Here is a 23,280-nt window from a genome sequence, read left to right on the forward strand (position 1 = left end):
TCAGCAGGCTTGCCCTGCGTTGGGCTGCGAAGCGGCCCCAATAAAAACACCGCGGTCTGCCAGCCAGAACGCGGTGTTTGTTTTCAGGACTGCTTCGCCGCCCAACGCAGGGCAAGCCTGCTCGCCACACAAAGCCTGCTGGGCCCTCCAAGCCGGTTTGCAACAACATCATCCCAAAGGCTGTAAAAGACTATTACCCAGTAGAATGTACTAACCAGTTACTTATCTTGCTAACATTCGACCTTTAGTCACTCACCTTCGAGTCCTGTCGACATGAAACGAGCATCCCGCGCCGCTGGCGCCTCACGATATCTTCTGCTGGGCCTGGGCATCATCATTGCCCTGCTCGGCGTGGCCCTGGCCGTTGGCGGCGCCAAACTGGTCAGCCTGGGCGGTTCCTGGTACTTCCTGATCGGTGGCGTGGCCATGGCCGTTTCCGGCCTGTTGATCGCGCGGCGCAACCCGGCTGGCGCGTGGCTGTTCGCCGCTTTTCTGGTGGGCACGGCTGTCTGGGCAGTGGCGGACGTAGGGCTGGTGTACTGGCCGCTGTTTTCGCGGCTGTTCATGTTTGCGGTGATCGGCGTGGTGGTGGCGTTGGTGTATCCGTTGCTGGTGGGCAAGCCCGCTCGCGGCGCGTATGGCATTGCTGCCGTGTTGGCAGTAGGCGTGGCCGTCGCTGCAGGCAACATGTTCGTGGCGCACCCAAGCGTGGCGCCCACCGGTAAAGGCCCAGGCATCACGCCAGTGGCTGCAGCCGATGCACAAAAAGACTGGGCCCACTACGGCAACACCGAAGGCGGCAGCCGTTTTGCAGCGCTGGACCAGATCAACCGCGACACCGTCAACAAGCTCAAAGTGGCGTGGACCTACCACACCGGCGACGTTGCCATCAGCGACGGCAACGGTGCCGAAGACCAACTGACTCCCTTGCAGATCGGCAACAAGGTGTTTATCTGCACGCCGCACAACAACCTGATCGCGCTGGATGCCGACACCGGCAAAGAGCTGTGGAAGAACGAAGTCAATGCCAAATCGGCGGTGTGGCAGCGTTGCCGTGGCATGGCGTATTTCGACGCCACCGCGCCCCTCGCTCAGCCGACCCAACCCAACAGCTCGCCGATCATGGCCGCCAGCGTGCCAACCGGTGCGCAATGCCAGCGTCGCCTGCTGACCAACACCATTGATGCACGCCTGATTGCGGTGGATGCCGACACCGGCAAGTTCTGCGAAGACTTCGGCACCCACGGCCAAGTGGACCTGAAAGCCGGCCTGGGCGATGTGCCAGACAGCTACTACCAATTGTCGTCGGCACCGTTGATGGCCGGCACCACCGTCGTCGTCGGTGGCCGCGTCGCCGACAACGTACAAACCGACATGCCCGGCGGCGTAATCCGTGGTTTCGACGTGATCACCGGCCAAATGCGCTGGGCCTTCGACCCGGGCAATCCCGAAGACAAACAAGCGCCAGCCGCCGGCAGCACCTATGTGCGCAGCACGCCGAACAGCTGGGCGCCAATGTCATACGACCCGCTGATGAACACGGTTTTTCTGCCGATGGGCAGCTCGTCCACCGACATCTATGGCGTTGAACGTACCCAACTGAATCACAAATACGGCGCCTCGGTGCTGGCGCTGGACGCCTCCACCGGCGCAGAAAAGTGGGTGTACCAGACCGTCCACAATGACCTGTGGGACTTCGACCTGCCGATGCAGCCGAGCCTGATCGATTTCACCCCACCGGGCAGCGACAAGGCAGTACCGGCTGTGGTGATCGGCACCAAGGCCGGGCAGATCTACGTGCTCGACCGCGCCACCGGCAAGCCGCTGACAGACGTCAAGGAAGTGCCGGTCAAGGCCGCGAACATTCCCAACGAGCCGTATTCGTTGACCCAGCCTAAATCGGTGGGCATGCCGCAGATCGGCGCGCAAACCCTGAACGAATCGGACATGTGGGGCGCCACGCCCTACGACCAATTGCTGTGCCGTATCGACTTCAAGGGCATGCGCTACGAAGGCCTGTACACCGCGCCGGGCACCGATAAATCGCTGAGTTTTCCGGGCTCGCTGGGCGGCATGAACTGGGGCAGCATTTCCACCGACCCGGTGCACGGTTTTATCTTCGTCAACGACATGCGCCTGGGCCTGTGGATCCAGATGGTGCCGTCGCAGAACAAGGCCCAGGCCTCGTCCGGTGGCGAAGCGCTGAACACCGGCATGGGCGCGGTGCCACTCAAGGGCACGCCGTATGCGGTGAACAAAAACCGCTTCCTGTCGGTGGCCGGCATCCCGTGCCAGGCGCCGCCGTTCGGCACCCTGACCGCCATCGACATGAAGACCCAGCAGATCGCCTGGCAAGTGCCGGTGGGCACGGTTGAAGACACCGGTCCGCTGGGCGTCCGCATGCACCTGCCGATCAAGATTGGCCTGCCGACCCTCGGCGGCACGCTGTCCACCCAAGGCGGCCTGATCTTTATCGCCGGCACCCAGGACTTCTACCTGCGCGCCTTCAACAGCGGCAACGGCGATGAAGTCTGGAAGGCCCGCCTGCCGGTGGGCAGCCAAGGCGGCCCGATGACCTACGTGTCGCCGAAAACCGGCAAGCAATACATCGTCATCACCGCCGGCGGCGCGCGCCAGTCCACTGACCGTGGCGACTACGTGATCGCCTACGCCCTGCCATAACCCTGTGTTCGCGCGGTGCCGCCCCCGGCACCGCGCTTTTTGTCTGGAAAACCACGCATGACCCCCACTTCTCATTTGCCCCTTGGCCGCCTGGTGCTGGGCCTGGCCTTTGCTGCCGCCCTGCCCGTTCAAGCCGACGACACCACCCTGACCGGCGACTGGGGCGGCCTGCGCCGTGAACTCGACGAGCAAGGCATCCGCTTCACCGGCGACTACAGCGGCGAAACCGCCTACAACGCCGACGGCGGCCAACACCGTTCGGCGCGCTACTCGCAAAACATCAAGCTTGGCGTGCAGTTCGACCTGGGCAAGCTCTACGGCCTGAACAATGGCGACCGCATCCAGCTGACCATCAACGACCGGCGCGGCAACAGCGCCTCCGAAGACCTGGTGGGCAACCGTCTGCCGATCCAGGAAAACTACGGCGGCCTCTACACCCGCCTCACCGAATTGAGCTACGAACGCACGCTGTTCACCCCCGCGCTGAACGTCAAGCTTGGCTACATGGCCATGGGCAACGACCTCGGCGGCCTCGACAGCGGCATCCTGTGCAACTTCATGAACGCCGGTTTCTGCGGGCACCCGCTGAACATGTCCGGCGGCAGTGGCTGGGCCAACTACCCCAACGCACACCTGGGCGCACGGGTGAAATACGACTTTTCGCCGGCGTGGCAACTGCGCGTGGCGGCGTTCAATGTCGACCCGTCGAGCAACGGCAATTCCAGCCGCGCCTGGCACTTGGGGCCCAAGCACACCACCGGCACCGTGGTGCCTATCGAGCTGGTCTACAAACACGCGGGCACGCTGCCGGGCGAATACAAGCTGGGGTATTACTACGACAGCTCCGATGTGAAACGCATCGGCAGCAATAAAACCGTCAGCGGTCGCGGCGGTCACTACCTGCTGGTCGACCAGGCCGTGTGGTCGTCCAGCACATCCGCCGGTCGCGTGCTGCACGCCTTCGGCCAATACTCGGCCGCCAGTGAGGCCGCCTCGCCGTTCAGCAAGTGGTATGGCGCGGGCGTGGTGCTGTACAAACCGTTCGAAGGCCGCCCGCGCGACACCGTCGCCCTGGGTTACGGCCGCGCGGTGCCGAACCCGCGCAGTCGCGACGTGCAGGAACTGGCAGCGTTCAACGCGGGGACCGACTATCCGAACCTGAACAATGCCGAGCAGTTGATCGAACTCAGTTATGGCTACCAGGCCACGCCGTGGCTGACGTTGCGTCCGGATGTGCAATACATCATTGAGCCGGGGGCGTTTTCGGGTACAGAGATCGACAATGCACTGGTGGTGGGCTTGCAGGTCAAGGCAGTGTTCTAAGCCGCGCCGTTCAGCCACAAAACGCCGCCGGTACCGCATGCCCAAGGCCCGCTCCCACATTCGAACTTTTGCTGACGCAAAAACCACCGCCCGAACACGGTAAAAAATGTGGGAGCTGGCTTGCCTGCGATAGCGGTAAACCAGCGCCCAACAGGCTGACCGTCACGCCCTCATCGCGGGCAAGCCCGCTCCCACATTGATCTTTCGCTGACGCAAAAACCACCACCCGAACACGGTAAAAAATGTGGGAGCTGGCTTGCCTGCGATAACGGTAGACCAGTCCCCAACAGCTTGACTGACACACCCACATCGCGGGCAAGCCCACTCCCACATTGATCTTTTGCTGACGCAAAAACCACCACCCGAACACGGTAAAAAATGTGGGAGCTGGCTTGCCTGCGATGGCGGTGGACCAGTGCCCAACAGGCTGACCGTCACACCCTCATCGCGGGCAAGCCCACTCCCACATTGATCTTTTGCTGGCGCAAAACCACCGCCTGAACACGGTAAAAAGATGTGGGAGCTGGCTTGCCTGCGATGGCGGTGGACCAGTCCCCAACAGCTTGACTGACACACCCTCATCGCGGGCAAGCCCGCTCCCACATTGATCTTTCGCTGACGCAAAAACCACCACCCGAACACGGTAAAAAATGTGGGAGCTGGCTTGCCTGCGATAGCGGTAGACCAGTCCCCAACAGGCTGACCGTCACGCCCTCATCGCGGGCAAGCCCGCTTCCACATTGATCTTTTGCTGACGCAAAAACCACCGCCTGAACACGGTAAAAAATGTGGGAGCTGGCTTGCCTGCGATGGCGGTAGACCAGTGCCCGACAGCTTGACTGACACTCCCTCATCGCGGGCAAGCTCGCTCCCACATTGATCTTTCGCTGACGCAAAAACCACCACCCGAACACGGTAAAAAATGTGGGAGCTGGCTTGCCTGCGATAGCGGTAGACCAGTCCCCAACAGCTTGACTGACACACCCACATCGCGGGCAAGCCCGCTCCCACATTGATCTTCTGCTGGCGCAAAACCACCGCCTGAACACGGTAAACAGTGTGGGAGCTGGCTTGCCTGCGATAGCGGTAGATCAGTCGATCTAGTCGGCGACTGACACGCTGCATTTGCGAAACAAGCCCTGGCATCAACCGCCTTGGTTAAATTGGGCACCGGTATCGACAAAACCCAGGCCAGGGCTCTGCGCGCCAAGGCGGTGCTTCAGCTCACCCCTGTTGCGCAACGCAGCAACATTCGCTGCCGAATCAATCATAGTCATCGTCGCTATCGTCACTGCCGCTATCCTGCGCACTGTATTGCTCGAGCATGAACTGGTCGTTTTCCTCTTTCTCCGCAGGGGTCAGGTGTGTGCTTTCAGCCCACAGTCTTCGTTGTGCGGGCGTCAGGTCATCTTCATCCACAAATCGTTCTGCCGGCAGTAGGTTTTTGACTTCGGGTGTGAGGTTCGTATCGCGCAGTTCGGCGGAAGGCGTGTAGTGACCGCTCGAGTTTGTCCAAAACTCGGGCTGGCCATCTTTTATGTAAACAGTCCCCGCATACATCACATCAGTAGTCCCTCCCTTCAGTGATTTCAGCCCGCTGGTCAGTGCTGAGTGCCCCTCCACCCAGCCGGGGTTGGTTCGCAAGTTGTAGGGGTAAGGCTTGCCTTGAGGCGTGAGGCCTTTGTTCATCGAGCCGACATACACCCTGTCAGGTTCATCCGCACGTATAACAAATGCGTACGCACCATCGGCAATAAACGGATTGGCGTCCCGCGGGTCTTGCGAAGTCAGCGTATAGCGTCCACTTGGCCTTCGATTGAGCTCCAATATTTGTTCAGGGGCCGCGGGTCTTTGTTGCGTGGTGCCTGCAATGTGTTCTTTGAGTGGAACGAATTCAGTTCTGCCCCCGCCGGCAACCCCTCTTCGTTTCCAAATACCGGCGTTGTCCGGCTTGGCAATTTTCCCGCTACTGACTAGTTTCCCGGGGTTGTGCGGGTCTTTGACACGCAATAGAAAATAGCCGTCCCCTGCATCTGGCTTATCAGAGACGAAGTACTTTTGCCCCGCATACTCTACTTCTCGCATCTGCCCGATAGCGCCCGACGTATCAGCCGCAGGACTCACCTTAGGCGCACCCTCAAGGGGAACGGACACCGCCTCGGTATTTTTCAACGCATTGTTAACGCGCACCAATTCGAAATCGTTGGTCTCAGCGTTGTGTTTCCAGAAGTACTTCAGAGGAGTTGCGGCGGCAGGTCGTTCACCTAACCCCACTTCCACGCCAATTGAGGCAAGTTCATGTACCAGTTGCAGGCCTGATAACACTGCCGCCGCACTGCCGCCTACACGGTCGTCGGCGGTCATGCCATAGATGGCGTCATGGACGCCAAAGACCACATTACCCACATTGCCCACCACAGGTAGGTAACCGAAGGTATTGCCCCAAAAGTCTTTCGCAGACTTCCAGTTTTGCTGTGAGGAACCAAATACTTCAGTTTGGTCGGACCACACGGCATTTTTGGCGTTGACCTCTTGGTATTGGGTGGCAATACCGGCATTCAAATCGCCGTATTTCAACCGATAATCCGTCGCTCGCGACTCGGTGTAGTTAAACGTCTCCCAGACCGGCACCCCTTTATCTTTGAGAAAACTGGCGTACCCCGGATAGTGGGCATTAGTGCCCTCAATAAAACTATCAAGCACACGTTCCGCCTTTGGCCAATGTGCATCGTGCCTGCCTTGTCTGTCGCTGGCATTGAAACCGCGCAGCAGATCACTTCGATTGTTTTTAGCCCACTGGGCGAATGCCTCGTCGCCCGTTATTTCATGGACCGTGCCGTTCTTTAAGTCGACCATCACGCCCTGGTTAGGCCTGTGCTCAGGCTTACCGTCATAGGGGGTATTGGGAATAAAGGCATACCCTGCCAATGGATAGCCATACAGGTTGGGAATAATGACCTGCCCATTTTTTTGCAACGTTCGCTTGATAGCCTCTTGACCTTCAAGGCTTAACTTTTCGAAACTTTCTTTATCGTTAGACAGGTGCTGCAAGGTGCCGCGTACCGCATAGGCGTCCGCTTTTCCGGAGCGTTTGGACAGCGCGCCGTTAGCATCCCGCATGGGCGTTGCTATTTCATTTTCCCAATGTTTCTGAAGCTGCTTGCCCTGTAATTCCAGATCGGCGACCTTGGTCAGGTCTTGTTTTTCGATTTCCATGAATTGGAAATTGACCGGGCCTCCTCGCTGCACTTTGTCATGCGCGAGGGCGCCGGCTGCAATTTCCCAGGCAAAGTAGGTGCGTTTGTCGGTGTTGGTCAGTGCTTCGGGTCGCCCTTTCCCGGTGTAGGAAGTGAACGTCACTGTGACCTTTTCATGCGGGTCGTACCCTGCCGCCAATAACCCACCGCTGAAGTAACCCGCCGGTTCCAGGAACTGGCGCACCTTCTGGAACCTGATATTGCTTTCGCCTTCGCTAGCACTTTCTATGTTTTGGATTTGCGTCACGACACGACCGGCATAGGCATCGATGCGCTTCAGTCGCTCCTGTTGCGTATAGCTCGCCGTCGGCGGAGTGACGGTAACGGCTCCATAGATCACCGCTTTGGCAACATCAGACTCGTGATTGGGGGCTGGAGGGGCAATCGGTTTCTGCCCAAGACTGACCTGTTTATCCTCAGAACCAGTCATTTCTCCCGGAACACTGTTTTGCAAAGGTGGCGACGCGTCGACTGCTCGGGGATTACGGCTCTGCCCTTGAGCGGGTCCGATACCGGCGCCAAAGGGGTTGGCGTTGGCGGCTGGAGGAACGGGGGAAGACGGACTTATATTCATCATCGGCTGACTTTTTCTGACTGTTGCCCTGGGTAAGCCCCCCCCCGCAATTGAAGATCCGGGCCGGATCAAGCACCGGATGCTTCCTGTTGATAGGGCGTTTGGGGAGCCTCGTTCACCGGTGTTGTTTTTTCGTACAAAAACCGCACGAACTTACCTACACCAGCGACCAATCAGTCGTACGCCAGAGTGAATAGGTTCCCTCACTGAAAACGTCGTTTGTTACGTGGTGTTTTCGCCAATTCCTACGGTGGCTGTGCGTGAGGCACCTTCGGGTGCGCCGGTTTTCCTATTGACCGCTCTGCTAGCCCGCCTACAGCCGCCACCCTCGTTAAGCCGCGTTGGCGCTAGCGTCCTTATTCAATAGCGGCTGCACCATGGATAAAGTCGCCCCCAACCGGCCCCTTGGTTAAGCCAAAGCCCGGGCGGGGGAAGATTCGGCGGTATGGCATTTGCTGGAGATGGCCAAGACCACGGTGGATCGCTCCAGCGAATGCCTGAACCCAACAAAAACCACGGCCTGAATAAACGCGGTCAAAAAAATGTGGGAGCTGGCTTGCCTGCGATTGCGGTGTGTCAGTCAGAAGATCTGTTACTGATACACCGCCTTCGCAGGCAAGCCAGCTCCCACCGTTGATCTACAGCGCGCTGAGGTTATTTGGACACGGGCATCGCAAACTCCGCGCCCTGCTCGATGCTCTCTGACCAGCGCTGCATGATCGACTTCTGCTTGGTGTAGAAGCGCACGCCTTCAGTGCCGTAGGCGTGCATGTCGCCAAACAAGCTCTTCTTCCAGCCGCCAAAGCCGTGCCAGGCCATCGGCACCGGAATCGGCACGTTGATGCCGACCATGCCCACTTCGATACGCCGGGCAAACTCGCGGGCAATGTTGCCGTCGCGGGTGAAGCAGCTGACGCCGTTGCCAAATTCGTGGTCGTTGACCAGCTTGATCGCCTCACCGAAGTCATTCACGCGCACGCAGGCCAGCACCGGGCCGAAGATTTCTTCGCGGTAGATGCTCATGTCTTTCGTCACGTGGTCGAACAAGGTTGCGCCGAGCCAGAAGCCGTTTTCCAGGCCCGGTTCGGTGGGCACATAGTCGCGCCCGTCGAGCAGCAGTTTTGCCCCGGCTTGCACGCCTTGTTCGATGTAGCCGCTGATGCGCTCCAATGCAGCCCGCGACACGATCGGGCCCATCTCGGCTTTCAAATCGCGGCCGTCGGTGATGCGCAATGTCTTCGCGCGCTCGGTCAAGGCGGCGATGATCTTATCGCCCACATCACCCACCAGCACCGCCACCGAAATCGCCATGCAGCGCTCGCCGGCACTGCCATAGGCGGCGCCCATCAGCGCGTCGACGGTTTTTTCGATGTCCGCGTCGGGCATCACCACCATGTGGTTTTTCGCGCCGCCCAGGCCTTGCACACGCTTGCCATTGCGCGCGCCGGTCTCGTAGATGTATTGCGCAATCGGCGTGGAGCCGACAAAGCTCACGGCCTTGACGTCCGGGTGTTCGAGCAGGGCATCCACCGCTTCCTTGTCGCCCTGCACCACGTTGAACACGCCTTTGGGCAAGCCGGCTTCGCGCAGCAACTCAGCCATGAACAGCGAGGCGCTCGGGTCGGTCGGGCTGGGCTTGAGGATGAAGGTGTTACCCGCCGCGATGGCGATCGGGTACATCCACATCGGCACCATCACCGGGAAGTTGAACGGCGTCACGCCGGCCACCACGCCCAAGGGTTGGCGCAGGGTCCAGTTGTCCATGCCCCGTGACACCTGGTCGGAATGTTCGCCCTTGAGCAGGTTGGGAATGCCGCACGCGAATTCGAGGATGTCGATGCCCCGGTCGACTTCTCCCTGGGCGTCGGTGAACACCTTGCCGTGTTCGGCGACGATGATGCGCGCCAGGTCGTCTTTGCGTTCACGCAGCAGGTGCAGGTATTCGAACAGTACGCGGGCACGGCGGATCGGCGGGGTGTCGGCCCAACCGGCGAAGGCGGCCTGGGCGGCGGCGACGGCCTCGCCCACGGTCTGGCGGCTGGCCAAGGCCACGCGACCGGTCACCTCACCGGTGGCCGGGTTGTAGACGTCCTGATAGCGATCATCGCGGGAAACGCGCTGGTCGTTGATGTAATGCTCGAGGATGCTCATGGCAATGGGTCCCAGGTTGGTAAACGTTGGAGCCCACGATAGGCTTTCAGTTTGTTCCGAACCAGAGCAGAATCCAGAACTGATTGTCCTCATAAGCGAACAATAGAATCATGGAAAAGGCTGAGATCGAAGGGCTGTGGACTCACATTCATTGGCTGTCGGTGCTTGAGGAGCAAGGCACCTACACCGCCGCCGCCGCGCGCCTGGGCGTGAGCAAATCCGCCGTCAGCCAGCGCATTTCAGACCTGGAAAAAGCCACCGGCACCCGGCTGGTCACCCGCACCACGCGCAGCGTGCGGCTGACCGATGCGGGCCTGTCACTGACCCGCGAAGTGCGCAGCGCCTATGCGCAGATCGCCCGTAGTTTCTCTTCGGTGCGTGACGCTGCCGGGGAAATTCGCGGCCTGGTACGCCTCACCGCGCCGGTGGCATTTGCCCGCCAGCAACTGGTGCCGCACCTGTCCGAATTCCTGCAACTTTACCCGCAGGTGCGCATCCAGCTGGACGTCTCGGATGCCTTGAGTTCGCTGGCGGCCGAAGGCTACGACCTGGCGGTACGGCACGGCTTCCAGGTACCGGAAACCCATGTAGCGTGGAAGCTGTGCGACACCGGCTCGGTGCTGGTTGCCACGCGCGAGTACCTGCAACAGCACGGCGAACCGCGCGAACCTGGCGACCTCACCGCGCATAACTGCCTGTACTACCCTCGGGGCACCGACCAGCCGGCATGGACCTTTGAACGCGGCGGCAAACAGGTTGAACGGGTGACCGTGCCGATCTCTGGGAGTTTTTCGACCAATAACAGTGAAGCGCTGCGCGACTCAGCGATGAACCACCTGGGCATTGCCCTGCTTCCGGATTTCAGCGCGCAGGCCGCCCTGGCCCATGGCAACTTGGTGCAGGTGCTCACGGGCTGGACGCTCAAGGGCGCGTTTGCCGATGAGATTTACCTGATTCGACCGTACTCGCCCCATGTACCGAAATCGGTCAGTACGTTAGTGGGCTATCTAAAGGATAAGTTATCCGGCGGTTTTCGATTTGTGGGTAAGTAACACACTCATGCAGACAACTTAAGCGGAACCATTCTCGACAAGTAGTTATTACCGATCTACTTATAGCCAGCGGCAATAATCCAAATAACAAACTTCAAGACCTTGTAGTGAACTTGTTACCGGCGAAAGCCCGCAACAACGGGTTCTTGACGCTTTGAAAAAAGCCATACAACTAATTGTAAAGCGTAAATAAACAGCGCTTTTTAAACCGCGCCAACCTCCCGGCTTTAAACTCCTTGATGCGCAAACTTGCAAAAAAACCACAACCGGCTACGTTCATGAATACCGTGAAAGCCATCAGCCATTACGCACACAGCCAGCCCAACGGGCGAGGGACTCTATTGCTCTGAAAACAGCGCTTAACACTGACACGGAACTTAGTCTTAACTCTCAAAAGGGATGCTTTGATGAAGCGCAGCCGGTGGTACCGTGCGTTCTCGAAAAAGGGGCCAGCCGAACATTTTTGGCTGTCGTTGATAGGCTTTGCTGTGCTGGTGATCGCCAGCTTCCTGTTGTTTGAACAACAGATCCAAGACTTCCTGATTCACCTCAACCTGTATCAACCTTCGACGCCTGCCCAGGCATTCAACCTGGCACTGCTGCTGCTCGCCCTGCTCGCCCTCGATGTGGTGTTGCCGGTGCCGTCAAGCTTGGTGGCGTTGCTGGCGGTGGCCATGCTCGGCGGCCTCGGCGGTTACCTGGTGATTTTCATTGGGCTGTGCCTGGGCGCCGGGCTGGGCTATGTGCTGGGCGCCGGCTATTTGCGCTTGCTGTCCGGCCGCCTTGGCTTGCATCAGCGCCAGCCAGGGCAGTTGGCGTATCGGTTAAGCACGTTGTCGTTGATTTGCCTGCGTGGCGTGCCGGTGCTGGCGGAAACCTCGGTGGTCGCCGCCGGCATGCAACGCTATCCGCTGCGCGCATTTTTGCTGATCACCACCCTGGCCAATGCCGGACTGGCACTGGCTTACACCGCCATCGGCACGCTGCTGATCGAGCAGAACTCACTGCTGGTCACCCTCCTCGCCAGCATGGTGTTGCCGCTGGCGTTTATGGCCGGTTATAGCCTGCTCAAACGCAAACCCGCTGGGCAGCAGCCGCTGCGCGGACGGTTCGAGGTCAGTTACGACTACCCGGTGATGTTCACCGATCACGTGTTTGATCCGCTTAACCCGTGCCTGCACCGCGCGCTCATCACCCAGCACGCGGCACCGGTGACGGTGATGGTGTTCGCCGATGCGCAACTGCTGCACAGCGCCCCACAGTTGCTGGCTCAAATCGACGCCTATTTCGCTGCCCATGCAGACCTGCATTTGCAAACCGCCCCCATCGCCGTGCCGGCAGGTGAACTGAGCAAAACCGCACGCGTGCTGGAGCAGCTCTACACCGACATGCTGCAACACGGCCTGGACCGGCATTGCTACGTGCTGGCCCTGGGCGGCGGCGCGGTGCTGGATGCGGTGGGCTACGCCTGCGCCACCTTCCACCGCGGCATCCGCCTGATCCGTATTCCCAGCACGGTGCTGGCCCAGAACGACGCCGGCATCGGCGTGAAAAACGGTATCAATGCCTTCGGCCAGAAGAACCTGCTGGGCACCTTCTGCCCTGCCACGGCGGTGATCAACGACTTCCAACTGCTCACCAGCCTCACCCGCCGCGACCAGATCGCCGGGCTGGCCGAAGCGGTCAAGGTAGCGCTGATCAAGGACCAGGCGTTTTTCGCGTGGATGGAACAACACGCCGATTCCCTCGCCCGCTTTGATCACCCGGCCAGCCGCCACGCGATTCGCCGCTGCGCCGAGCTGCACCTGGCGCACATCACCGGCGCCGGCGACCCGTTCGAACGCGGCAACGGTCGGCCGCTGGATTACGGCCACTGGGCCGCGCACAAATTGGAAAACCTCAGCCACCACCGGCTGCGCCATGGCGAAGCGGTCGCGGTGGGCATGGCGTTGGATGGGCTGTATGCGAATGCCTTGGGGTTGTTGAGCGATACCGACACTGAGCGAGTGATGAGCCTGCTGCGCAAACTGGGGTTCAACCTGTGCCCGCCTGAACTGACCTTGAGAGATGCGCAGGGCCGCTCGCCGCTGTTGCTGGGGCTGGAGGAGTTCCGCCAGCACCTGGGAGGGCAACTGTCGATCCCCATGCTCAACCGCATCGGCCAGTCGGTGGACCTGCATGAAATCGACAGCGCGACGATGGAGGCCGCGCTGCAACGCTTGTCGACCGCAAGCGAGGCAGCGCTGACGCTGGACGAGGGTTACGCACAATGAGCCCGATGAAAACCTGGATGACCCTGGGCCGCGTCTCCAACCTGCCCACGGTATGGACCAACACCCTCGCTGCGGCCCTGCTCGCCAGCAGCGCCGGCGCCCTGGCGCCGCCGTCGTCGCTGGTGTGGGGGCTGCTGCTGATCACGCTGTCGTTGCTGTACCTGGCCGGCATGCTGTTGAACGACTGGCTCGACGCCGACTGGGACCGGCAACACCACAACCCGCGTCCGATCACGCTGGGTTTGGCCAGCCGGCAGCAAGTCGGCCTGGCCACAGCGCTGCTGCTGATACTCGCCGCCGCGGCGGTGCTGGGCCTGAGCCGCTTGATCGACGAGCCGCATTGGCTGCTTGGCAGCGTGGTGCTGTTGGTGGGCTGCATCGTCGGCTACAACCTGCTGCACAAGAAATACGCCCACAGCGTGTGGCTGATGGGCGCCTGTCGCTCGGCGCTGTACCTCACGGCGGCGGCCAGCCTGGCGGTGCCGCCGGAGCCGATCTGGCTGTGCGCGATTCTGCTCGGCGTGTACATCAGCGGCCTGACCTACCTGGCGCGCCAGGAACACCGCAACCAGCTGATCAGCCGCTTGCCATTGCTGCTGATGCTCAGCCCATTGGCCCTGGCGTTCTACTCCAACACGCTGTGGTTTTGGCCGGTGCTGCTGCTGTGGCTGGGCTGGCTGGGCTGGCATTACCGCAAGCACCTGGCCAACCCGGAACACCGGCAAGTCAGGGCGTTTATCGGTGCGGGGCTGGCCGCCTTGCCGCTGTTTGACGCACTGGTTTTGGCGGTGGCCAATCAACCGATGGGCAGTCTGTTGTGCGTGGTGGTGTTTTTCCTGCTTCCCCACTTCCAGCGTTGGATCAAGCCGACATGAACATGCGCCAGGATGGCCTCGCCGCACACCTTCAAGCCCTGACCCAGCAACTGACCGCCGCCCAACTGGAGTGGTGGCAGCAGGCGCAGGCGCAGCTCGCCCAGCAACCCAGCGCCACCCTGGCGGCGTTGTTGAGCGGCCAATGCAAGCGCATGCTGCCCGCGCCGGCCGTGGAGTTGGCACGTGCACTGGTGCTGGCCAAAGCACTCGAACACACCCCGGTAACCGAGCAGGTACCGCTGCTGCGTCAGCTGTTCCTGTGGGGTGACGACCAGGAAAAAATCGCCCTGCTGGGTGCCCTCGACTGGCTCGACAGCGACGGCCTTTGCGTGGCGCTGGCCCTGCAGGCCGGGCGCACCAGCAACCCGCAGGTATTCGCCGCCCTCGCCCTCGACACGGCCTACCCGTCACGCCATTACCCGGAGCGCGCCTTTCACCAGCTGGTACTCAAAGCGCTCGGCATGGGCCTCGACGTGGGGCGCGTGATGGGGCTCACGCAGCGCCAGGGCGTCACGCTCAACCAACTGGCCCTTGACCTGCTCGATGAACAGCTCGCGGCCGAGCGAACCGTGTCCCCAGGGCTGCCCACCGTCATCGCCTTTGACCTGCTCAGCGCCGCGCAACGCCAGCGCCTGCGAAGCCTGAGCCTGCCGCCGCAATGGCTCGCCTACCTGAACTGACACCGCACAACGCCGCCCCTGCCCTTGACGAGGATTCACCATGCTCAAGTACTTCGATCCGCATATTCATATGGTCAGCCGCACCACCGACGACTACCAGAACATGGCCGCCGCCGGCATCACCGGCGTGATCGAGCCGGCGTTCTGGCAGGGCCAGGCACGCACCAGTGTCGGCAGTTTCGTCGACTACTTTGACACGCTGCTCGGCTGGGAACGCTTTCGCGCGAGCATGTTTGGCATTCATCACTTCTGCACCATCGGCCTTAACCCCAAAGAGGCGAATGACCTGTCGATCGCCAATGAAGTGCTGCAGATTCTGCCGCGCTACCTGGTCAAGGACGGCGTGGTGGCAGTGGGCGAAATCGGCTACGACGACATCACCCCTGAAGAGGACCGCTTTCTCGCCGCGCAGCTGGAGCTGGCCAAGCAATTCAACCTGCCGGTGCTGGTGCACACGCCGCACCGCGACAAGATCGGCGGCACCAAACGCACCCTCGCGGTGATCCGTGAAGTGGGCATCGCCGAACACCTGGTGATCATCGACCACCTCAACGAACTGACCTTGCCGCTGGTGCTCGACAGCGAGTGCTGGCGCGGCCATTCCATCTACCCCAACACCAAGATGTCGGAGCAGCGCATGGTCGCGCTGCTCAAGGAATACGGCACCGAAAAAATGGTGGTCAACAGCGCGGCGGATTGGGGCATCAGCGACCCACTCAAAGTGCCCAAGACCGGCCAGGCGATGTTGGCCGCAGGCTTCACGGAAGCCCAGGTCGAGCAGGTGCTGTTCCATAACCCGGTGGACTTTTTTGCCCAAAGTGGCCAGCTCGACAAGGCGCTGGTGAGCACGCCACTGCCCATCGACCAGCGCAAGCAATGGCAGGAAAACTCGGCCCTGCGCGGCCAGGAACCGGTGGTCAAATGAGTGCCTGCAGCGGCTGGACGGCCGCCCAGCTCGGGTATTGCAGCAATGTGCACCCAACGCGTGACCTGGCCGGATTACGGGCCTCGATCAAGCAGCATTTTCAAGGCGTGCGCAATTTGCGCGGGCTGCAGCAACAGGACAGCGGCCTGTGGATTTGCGCTCACGCGGCGGCGCAGCTGCAGCAGGAATCGGCGCGCGTGCAGTTCCTGGCATTGCTCAAGCACAGCGGCCTGCGCCTGACCTCGCTGAACGGTTTTCCCTATGGCGAATTTCATCAGGGCGCCGTCAAAGCCGACGTCTACCTGCCCAATTGGGCCGACCCGCAACGCCTGGCCTACAGCCTGGACCTGGCGCGCCTCCTCGCCCATGCCTTGCCAAACGACTGCGTCCACGGCGTGATCTCCACGGTACCGCTGGGCTATGCCGCCACCTGGACGCCGGCATTGCAGGCGCGCGCCGACGAGCAACTGAGCCAACTCACCGCCGCACTCGCCCACCTGCATTGGGAAACCGGCAAAAAAATCGTGTTCTGCCTGGAAATGGAACCGGACTGCGTGCTGGAAAACACCGAGCAGGCCATCGCGTTTTTCCAGCGCCGGCAATCCATGGACCCCAACCATGCCTACTTGGCGTTGTGCTTCGATGTGTGCCATCAGGCGGTGATGTTCGAAGACTGCTACCAGTCGCTGGAACGGCTGCGCGCGGCCGAGGTGCCGGTGGGCAAGATCCAGCTGTCCAACGCGATGATTTGCCGCTTGCCATCGGACGACGCCAGCCGGCGCGAACACGTGCTCACGACCCTGAGCACCTTCGCCGAACTCACGTACTTACATCAGGTGAAAGCGCTCACGGCCCAGGGCCATCGAGTGGCCTGGCCAGACCTGCCGGCCGCCCTGAAGGACTGCGCCGGGTTCGGCGAACTGCGCATCCACTTCCACATCCCGCTGTTCAGCGACCACCTGTTGCTGCCCGAACTCAGCGGCAGCCAGATTGCCCTGGCGCAGACCTTCGACTACCTGGCGGCGCATGCCGATGTGCGCCCGGTGCTGGAGGTGGAAACCTACAGCTGGGGCGTGCTGCCCGTTGAATTGCGGCCCGCTACCGAGGCCGCTCAATTGGCCGGCATCGCCGCTGAGCTGCGCTGGGTCGAAGAGCAACTGCGCCAGCGCAACCTGTTGCACGTGCAGGAGGCCTACGCCGATGCCCTCTGAACAACCGCTGCTGCTGATCAATGTGGTCGGGCTCACGCCCTCGCTGTTGGGCGAAGCGACGCCGCACATCAACACCCTGCTCAAGACCGCCAAGATGGCCAGCCTGCAACCGGTGTTCCCCGCCGTAACCTCGACGGTGCAGGCCTCGATCCTCACTGGCGCACCGCCGTCGCAGCACGGGATTGTCGGCAATGGCTGGTACTTTCGCGATCAGGCCGAGGTGCGTTTCTGGCTGCAACCCAATGGGTTGATCCAGGGCGAAAAGGTCTGGCACACGCTCAAGCGCGAGCTCCCGGGCTTTCGCTGCAGCCAGTTGTTCTGGTGGTACAACATGTACGCCGACGTGGACGCCGCCATCACCCCGCGCCCGCATTACCCGGCCGATGGGCGCAAACAGTTCGGGCTGTATTCGTCACCGCCCGGGCTGCATGAGCAGATCGAGGCGCAGATTGGCGAGTTCCCTTTCCATGGCTTCTGGGGGCCGGCGGCGGGCATTGCATCAAGCCGCTGGATCGTCGACTGCGCGATGGCCGAGTTCCAGATCAATCGCCCTCACCTGCAATTGATCTACTTGCCTCACCTCGACTACAGCTTGCAGCGCGTGGGGCCTGAACATCCCTCGATTGCCGATGAAGTACGCGCCATCGACGCCGAGGTGGGGCGCCTGCTGGCCTTCGCCGAGGCGCAGGGGGCGGCGGTGATGGTGCTGTCCGAGTACGGCATCGAAGCGGTCGAGCAGTCGGTGTCGATCAACCGCGTGCTGCGCGCCGAAGGCCTGTTGCAGGTGCGCCAATCCTTGAGCTGGGAACTGCTCGACCCGGGCGCCAGTGCGGCGTTTGCGGTGGCCGATCATCAGGTTGCGCACATCTACGTAAAGCAGGCACAGGACATTGCGCGGATCAAAGCCTTGCTGCAGCGCCAGCCCGGTATCGAGCAGGTGCTCGATACAGCCGAGCAACGTGCCTGGCAGCTCGATCACCCGCGCAGCGGCGAGCTGGTGGCCGTGGCCGCCGCGGGCTACTGGTTCGATTACTACTACTGGCTGGATGAGCGCAAGGCGCCGGACTTTGCGCGCACCGTGGACATCCACCGCAAGCCTGGCTACGACCCGGTCGAGCTGTTCATCGACCCGGCGATTCGCTTCCCCAAACTAAAAATGGCGCGCCGCCTGCTGCAAAAAAAGCTCGGCTTTCGCTACTACATGGACCTGATTCCGCTGGACACCACGCTGGTGCGTGGCAGCCACGGGCGCCTGCCCAGCAGCGCACAGACCGGCCCATTGCTGATCACCAATTGCGATCTGGCGTTGCCGCAGCAGCTTGCGGCGACGGCAGTCAAGCAACTGCTCCTGGAACACTTCCTGGGGCGCCCACACCTCGAACTGGCCAATGCCAAGGAGCTTCCATGCGGCGAGCCTTATCTATCACTGTCCTGAGTGCACTGGCCGGATTGGCCCAGGCCCAAGGCGCAAACACGGCCTTCGACTGCACGGATTTTCTGCAGTTTGGCGGCAATATCGACAAGACGCGAACCACCTTCACCCAAAGCCCCGAGACCCTGGCCTGGAACTGGTTTGTCTGCCTCAACCAACCGGCTGCGGCACAAAGCCCTGATCGGGCCTGGGAAACCATGAAGCCTTCAGACCAGGTTTACCTGGCCAATGGTACGCAACCCCTGCCCTACGCCCAGCGCACACCCGTGCCCGCCGCGGTGCTGACGCAAGCCCAGGCGATGGGCATGAACGTCAATCGTCTGTTCCACAACCTCAACGCCACGCAACAGGTGGACGGGCTGATCCTGGAAATGGGCGGCCAGGTGCCGCAAGCCCAGCAAGGCCAGGCGGTGCGGTTTCAACTGCTGATGGGTCCGGACACCTTCAACTACATCGTGCAGCAGAAGGTCTACAACGTGAATGGCCAGGCCGCATTGACCAGCGACCTCAACTTTCCCTCCACGGCCTGGGAACTGAAGGCCGCCTGGCTGTGGATCGGCAACAACCCGACCTACCAGCAGCAGTTGGCCAACGATGGCTACTACATCGCCCAGACCTACTACCAGCAAGGCACTGAGTACGTGGTGGGCTATGCCGCGTTGAGCGGCTTGCATGTGATCAACAAATTGAACCCCGACTGGGTGTGGACCACCTTCGAAAACCGCAACAACAGCAAGTACACCGTGACCAACGCGATCCCGCCCACGCCGATGACCAACAGCACCGGGCCGACCGCGGCGGCGCAACCGGTCAATACGAGTTTTCAGGCGAGCAACCCGACACTGGCGCAATACGAGTTGATCGGCGTGCAGTCCAATACCACGCCGACCCTGCTCGCCAACTCCCAATTGGAATCGGCGTTCCAGAACCAGTCGTCGTGTTTCGCCTGCCACGGCACCGCCGCGTATTCGCCGACCAAGGGCTACTTCAACTTCGCCCTCAAACAAGACGGCGGCATCGTCTACCCCACCGCTGCACTGCCGGCTTCCGACTTTGTCGGGTATCACAAACTGGACTTTGTCTGGTCGCTCAAACGCGCCCAGTGGCAACGCTAAGGAGCCTCACATGAGCGTATTGAATTTCCCGCGTATCTACCTGGGCGGCCATATGTTCTGGAACCCGCCGACCGCCAACAACAACGACATGTACCCGCTCTACGATGCGGTCAAAATGCAGATGAACTGGCGGTTCCTGGAAGCCTTCAAGATCACGCCGCTGAACGCCGCCAGCCAATTGCTGCCCTGGACCATCGCGCCGCTGGCACCGGCCGCCGTGCCGGACTACGTGATGCAGGTGCCGGGCAATGCCGGGCAGTTGGCATCCCCGATGATTCCCGGCGAATGGAACCTGTTCGGCGATAACGCCTGCGGCACCGTGAGCTACAACCAGACCCAGTCGGTGATCACCGGTGGCGAGTTGCCCGACGGTGGTTACGTCAGCCAGGACCCGCTGATCAATCAAAGTTATCAGTTGCTCGGCAATCCGTTTGGCGGCGCGCCGACGTCGCCGGCACGGTTTGTCGACGTGAGCCCGTGGCAGAACACCTTCACCGCGCTGTACTTCGACAAGCTGGTGCTGGGCAATGCGCAATGCGGCCTGACGCTCAACCGCGAACACCGCATGCTCGACCGTTTCCTCAATTTCAATTGGGCCAACCTCGGCGGCCTGGCGTACGTGACCACCACCTGGCAGACCTGCTTCCCGAAGGAAAACCTGGCGTGGGTGATCGGCAACTCGGCGTTGCTGCAAAACCTGCAGGCGCAGATGGCGCAACAAAACGCCAAGGGGCTGATGTTCCGCTTTACCACCTACCTGACCTGCTACGACAAGAACGGCATCTTCAACAACTACCCACCCATCGACACCCACAGCTCCACGCCCGAGGCCCAGGCCAAGGTACAGGCCATGTATCAGCAGGCGCTGGATAACGTCGGTGATATTTTCTTCAACCCGGCCTATAGCCGTACCGTGGGCAGCCTGGGGTTGTGGTTTGAGGACGAATTCCCCACCGCGCCGGCAGGCAGGCGCCTGGTGCCGGCCGCCAAGGTGGCGATCTACAAAACCTCACCGGGCACCACCAGCCAGGTCCAACTGGGCGTGATCTCGGCCCAGGCCCATGGCAATACCTTGTCGCTGGACCTGGGCAACGCCTTTCCGTTCTACCCCATCGACAGCAAGGCCGACATCCCGGTCGCGGCCAAGTACCAGGCCGGCGACTACCAGATCGGCATCCGCCAAGGCACGCAATTCAGCCCGTTGGCCAGCTTTGGCTATGACGATTACCAGCAATTGGCGTTTGACAAGCGCGCCGGCATCCTCGACCTGGCCCTCACCGTCGAGGCCCAGGCGCAGCTGCAATCCGGCACGCTGGAGCTGCAACAGCAAGGCACCACGCCGATCATCGCCGCGACCCAGCAATTGTGGACCGCCGAGGTGGTAGAGAGCGCCAGCTTTATCGACGTGGGCGACACCAAGACGTTGCAAGTGATGGTGCAATACGACGGCCAGCCCGCACCGGCCGGCACCACGTTGTGGGTGGCCGAATACGGCAATGCCTACATGCTGTGCACCACCGATTACTACCTGGCGTTCAGTAACGCAGCGGACTTTTCGCTGTTCAACAACGACCCGCAGAACCCGACCAACAACAGCCCCTGCCTGCCGCAATTTGCCGGGGCGAAGACCTTGGCCGGCCAGATCACCGAAGGCACGGGTCGCCAGCTCATGGCAACCCGGCTGGCGGTGCCCGCCGATCAAACCGTGCCGGTGACCTACCAGCAATTTCTGCCGACGCCCGCCGCTGTCGCCCTGAGCCCGACGCTGACGTTCGCCAACCCGATCACCCTGCAACGCACGTTGCAAGACCCGCTGAACAGCCCGGTGCAATTTAGCCTGACCAAGATCCAGACCGACGCCAATGGCATCGCCAACCTGACGGTCACGGCCCAGGCGCCGGGCTTTCCGACCTTGCGTTTCTTTGTCCAGGACGGTCAGGAACCGGAGATCCCCTTCAGCTTTCCGCTCAACCAGGCCTTTACCGATTTTCTCGCGCCGCTGCGTGTGCTGCCGCTGGAACCGCAAATGCAGCAGGATTTCGTCAACGCCTGGAACCTGATTTATCAGCGTGAAAATGCCGGCCAGCTGATCTGGGAGACCTTCATCTACCCATTCATCCTGCAGCCGTTCTATTACCTCTACCCGATCATGAGCAAGTACATGCCGCTCAATAACCTGACGCGCATCGAGGGCGCGGTCGACCAACTGATCGTGTTGATCAGCAAGGCCTATCAGGAGGAAAGCACGCTGGCGATGCCCATCACGCGGGACATGCCGCAGAGCCGTCGCGCGGTGCTGGAACTGTGGGCGCAGGCGTTGGTGAAGCGTAACTACCCGCCCGTCCCGCTGAGCATGAACGACTACGCGTAAACCGCGCAGAGGACCACCGGGTGACGCACCTGTCATCCGGTTTTCAAAGGAGTGTTGTATGAACGCCAGCCGCTTGAGCCGATTGTTGCTATTGCTGATGCTGCTCAGCCCCGGCGCCTTTGCCAGGGACGACAGCGGCAAGCCCCTGGCATTGGCCACGCAACTCAATTGCCAGCCGCCCACGAGCGCGCCCGCAGCCACTGCCAGCCAGGACCAGTTCGATCAATACAGCTGGCAGCTTTTTGTTGCCTTGAACTGGCCGGCACAGGACGGGCAGCGCGGCGCGCCCAATTGCAGCAAACAGCCCGGCGACCCCGGCTATACCGTGTGGCAGACCTACAAGACCGTCAGCGAAATTTTCCTGCCGGGGGCCGCCAACCCCGGGCCGTGGAATAGCCCGCTGATCGCCAGAAGCCTGGGCATCATCAACATCGCAGCGCTGAAAAACAGCTCACTGGTCAACTCCATCGACCAGGCGGTGGGCGGCTGGTTGATCGATCAGGCAGGCAACCCGACCTACTACGATATCTCGGCCAACCAGGCGTCCTACAACTACATCGTCGGCAATAACTTCTACAACGCGAATGTGGTGTCCAAGGCCAACACCATCAACTTCCCCAATGGGGTGATCGAGGTCAAATCCAGCTGGCGCGTGCTCACCGCCCGTGACAATGCCAGCCATTACCTCACGCAGTTTGCCCGCGTCGCGCGGTTCAACAGCCAGGGGCAACGCATTGGCGTCGGCGAGGCGTACCTGGGCCTGGTGGGCTTGCACATCATCACCAAGGTCAACGGCTACCCGCAGTGGATCTGGTCCACCTTCGAGCAGGTCGAAAACGTGCCGCCCAAAGCCAAAGTCAACGGCCAATGGGTCGATCAACCGGCGCCCGGCACCGCCTATTCCTACTTCAATGCGGCCGCGCCCGCCGCCGCGCTGAACCAGTCGCCCTGCAATTGGCAAACACAAGGCACCCAGCTGGTCTGCGTGCCCAGGCCCGGCACCACGTTCCAGACGCCCAACCCGCTGAACCGCGTGACGCCCATCGCGGATGTGACGAACTGGGTCAACAACAACTACCGCAACGATCCGAGCCTGCAACGCAGCGTGTTGAAGTACTACCAGTTGATCACCACCCAGCGCCCGCTGATGCCGAACAACCCAGGCAATCCGCTGGGCCAGCCGACCCCGGCGCTGTCGGCCAACGTGACCATGGAAAGCTATATCCAGCCCACCAGCAGTTGCATGAACTGCCACTCGATGGCGACACCGGTGAAGAGCCCGTTCAAGTCCGACTTCTCCTACCTGTTCAAATTTGCCAACAGCCCCATCACCCCACACGCCACGGGCAAGGAATAGAC

14 protein-coding genes and 1 pseudogene are annotated in these 23,280 nt (G+C 61.3%); 13 read left to right on the forward strand and 2 right to left on the reverse strand.

The annotated features are described in order from the left end of the window. Positions 1 to 273: 273 nt before the first annotated feature. Both C4J83_RS17915 and C4J83_RS17920 read left to right on the forward strand, forming a co-directional pair. Positions 274 to 2,682: a glucose/quinate/shikimate family membrane-bound PQQ-dependent dehydrogenase gene (locus tag C4J83_RS17915; RefSeq protein WP_124417809.1), complete on the forward strand. Its 2,409-nt coding sequence runs from the start codon at positions 274 to 276 to the stop codon at positions 2,680 to 2,682. A 57-nt stretch (positions 2,683 to 2,739) separates the two neighbouring features. Continuing rightward, positions 2,740 to 4,005 (forward strand): carbohydrate porin, encoded by a 1,266-nt coding sequence (locus C4J83_RS17920; protein ID WP_124417810.1) that lies wholly within the window; start codon positions 2,740 to 2,742, stop codon positions 4,003 to 4,005. Positions 4,006 to 5,268: 1,263 nt separating this feature from the next. On the opposite strand, the gene C4J83_RS30595 is transcribed toward C4J83_RS17920, so the two are convergent. Beyond that, a complete protein-coding gene (locus C4J83_RS30595) occupies positions 5,269 to 7,692 on the reverse strand; it encodes a hypothetical protein (RefSeq protein WP_177416155.1) in 2,424 nt (807 codons plus the stop codon). A gap of 584 nt (positions 7,693 to 8,276) precedes the next feature. Between C4J83_RS30595 and C4J83_RS31285 the strand changes: the two are divergent. Then, positions 8,277 to 8,360, forward strand: a pseudogene (locus C4J83_RS31285) (DUF6124 family protein); the annotation flags it as partial. Between the two features lie 130 nt (positions 8,361 to 8,490). On the opposite strand, the gene C4J83_RS17930 reads toward C4J83_RS31285, so the two are convergent. After that, positions 8,491 to 9,987: a CoA-acylating methylmalonate-semialdehyde dehydrogenase gene (locus C4J83_RS17930; RefSeq protein ID WP_124417811.1), complete on the reverse strand. Its 1,497-nt coding sequence runs from the start codon at positions 9,985 to 9,987 to the stop codon at positions 8,491 to 8,493. A gap of 110 nt (positions 9,988 to 10,097) precedes the next feature. Here C4J83_RS17930 and C4J83_RS17935 point away from each other — a divergent pair, with 110 nt between their 5' ends. The 10 genes from C4J83_RS17935 to C4J83_RS17980 all read left to right on the forward strand — a co-directional run bounded on the left by C4J83_RS17935 (position 10,098) and on the right by C4J83_RS17980 (position 23,278). Continuing rightward, a complete protein-coding gene (locus C4J83_RS17935; RefSeq protein ID WP_124417812.1) occupies positions 10,098 to 11,039 on the forward strand; it encodes a LysR family transcriptional regulator in 942 nt (313 codons plus the stop codon). A gap of 407 nt (positions 11,040 to 11,446) precedes the next feature. After that, entirely contained in the window at positions 11,447 to 13,312 is a 1,866-nt protein-coding gene (locus C4J83_RS17940) for a 3-dehydroquinate synthase (RefSeq protein ID WP_124417813.1), read from the forward strand. Between the two features lie 5 nt (positions 13,313 to 13,317). After that, positions 13,318 to 14,187, forward strand: a complete 870-nt coding sequence (locus C4J83_RS17945; protein WP_124418889.1) for a UbiA family prenyltransferase — start codon at positions 13,318 to 13,320, stop codon at positions 14,185 to 14,187. Then, complete coding sequence (locus C4J83_RS17950; RefSeq protein WP_124417814.1) at positions 14,184 to 14,867, forward strand: EboA domain-containing protein; 684 nt, start codon at positions 14,184 to 14,186, stop codon at positions 14,865 to 14,867. Before C4J83_RS17945 ends, C4J83_RS17950 begins: the two co-directional genes overlap by 4 nt. 40 nt (positions 14,868 to 14,907) lie before the next feature. Next, positions 14,908 to 15,792 (forward strand): TatD family hydrolase, encoded by an 885-nt coding sequence (locus C4J83_RS17955; RefSeq protein ID WP_106579809.1) that lies wholly within the window; start codon positions 14,908 to 14,910, stop codon positions 15,790 to 15,792. After that, a complete protein-coding gene (gene eboE / locus C4J83_RS17960; protein WP_124417815.1) occupies positions 15,789 to 17,003 on the forward strand; it encodes a metabolite traffic protein EboE in 1,215 nt (404 codons plus the stop codon). Before C4J83_RS17955 ends, eboE begins: the two co-directional genes overlap by 4 nt. Beyond that, positions 16,993 to 18,438, forward strand: a complete 1,446-nt coding sequence (locus C4J83_RS17965; protein WP_124417816.1) for an alkaline phosphatase family protein — start codon at positions 16,993 to 16,995, stop codon at positions 18,436 to 18,438. Before eboE ends, C4J83_RS17965 begins: the two co-directional genes overlap by 11 nt. Further along, the gene (locus C4J83_RS17970) at positions 18,408 to 19,550 is read left to right on the forward strand and encodes a hypothetical protein (protein ID WP_106579812.1); all 1,143 of its coding nucleotides are present in this window, start codon (positions 18,408 to 18,410) and stop codon (positions 19,548 to 19,550) included. The genes C4J83_RS17965 and C4J83_RS17970 overlap by 31 nt, the downstream gene beginning before the upstream one ends. Before the next feature lie 10 nt (positions 19,551 to 19,560). Beyond that, positions 19,561 to 21,921 carry a hypothetical protein gene (locus C4J83_RS17975; RefSeq protein ID WP_124417817.1) on the forward strand — a complete coding sequence of 787 codons (2,361 nt, stop codon included), beginning with the start codon at positions 19,561 to 19,563 and terminating at the stop codon, positions 21,919 to 21,921. A 58-nt stretch (positions 21,922 to 21,979) separates the two neighbouring features. After that, a complete protein-coding gene (locus C4J83_RS17980) occupies positions 21,980 to 23,278 on the forward strand; it encodes a hypothetical protein (RefSeq protein ID WP_119736180.1) in 1,299 nt (432 codons plus the stop codon). The last annotated feature ends 2 nt before the right edge of the window (positions 23,279 to 23,280 follow it).

This window comes from Pseudomonas sp. LBUM920 (assembly GCF_003852315.1).
Taxonomy (GTDB): Bacteria; Pseudomonadota; Gammaproteobacteria; order Pseudomonadales; family Pseudomonadaceae; genus Aquipseudomonas.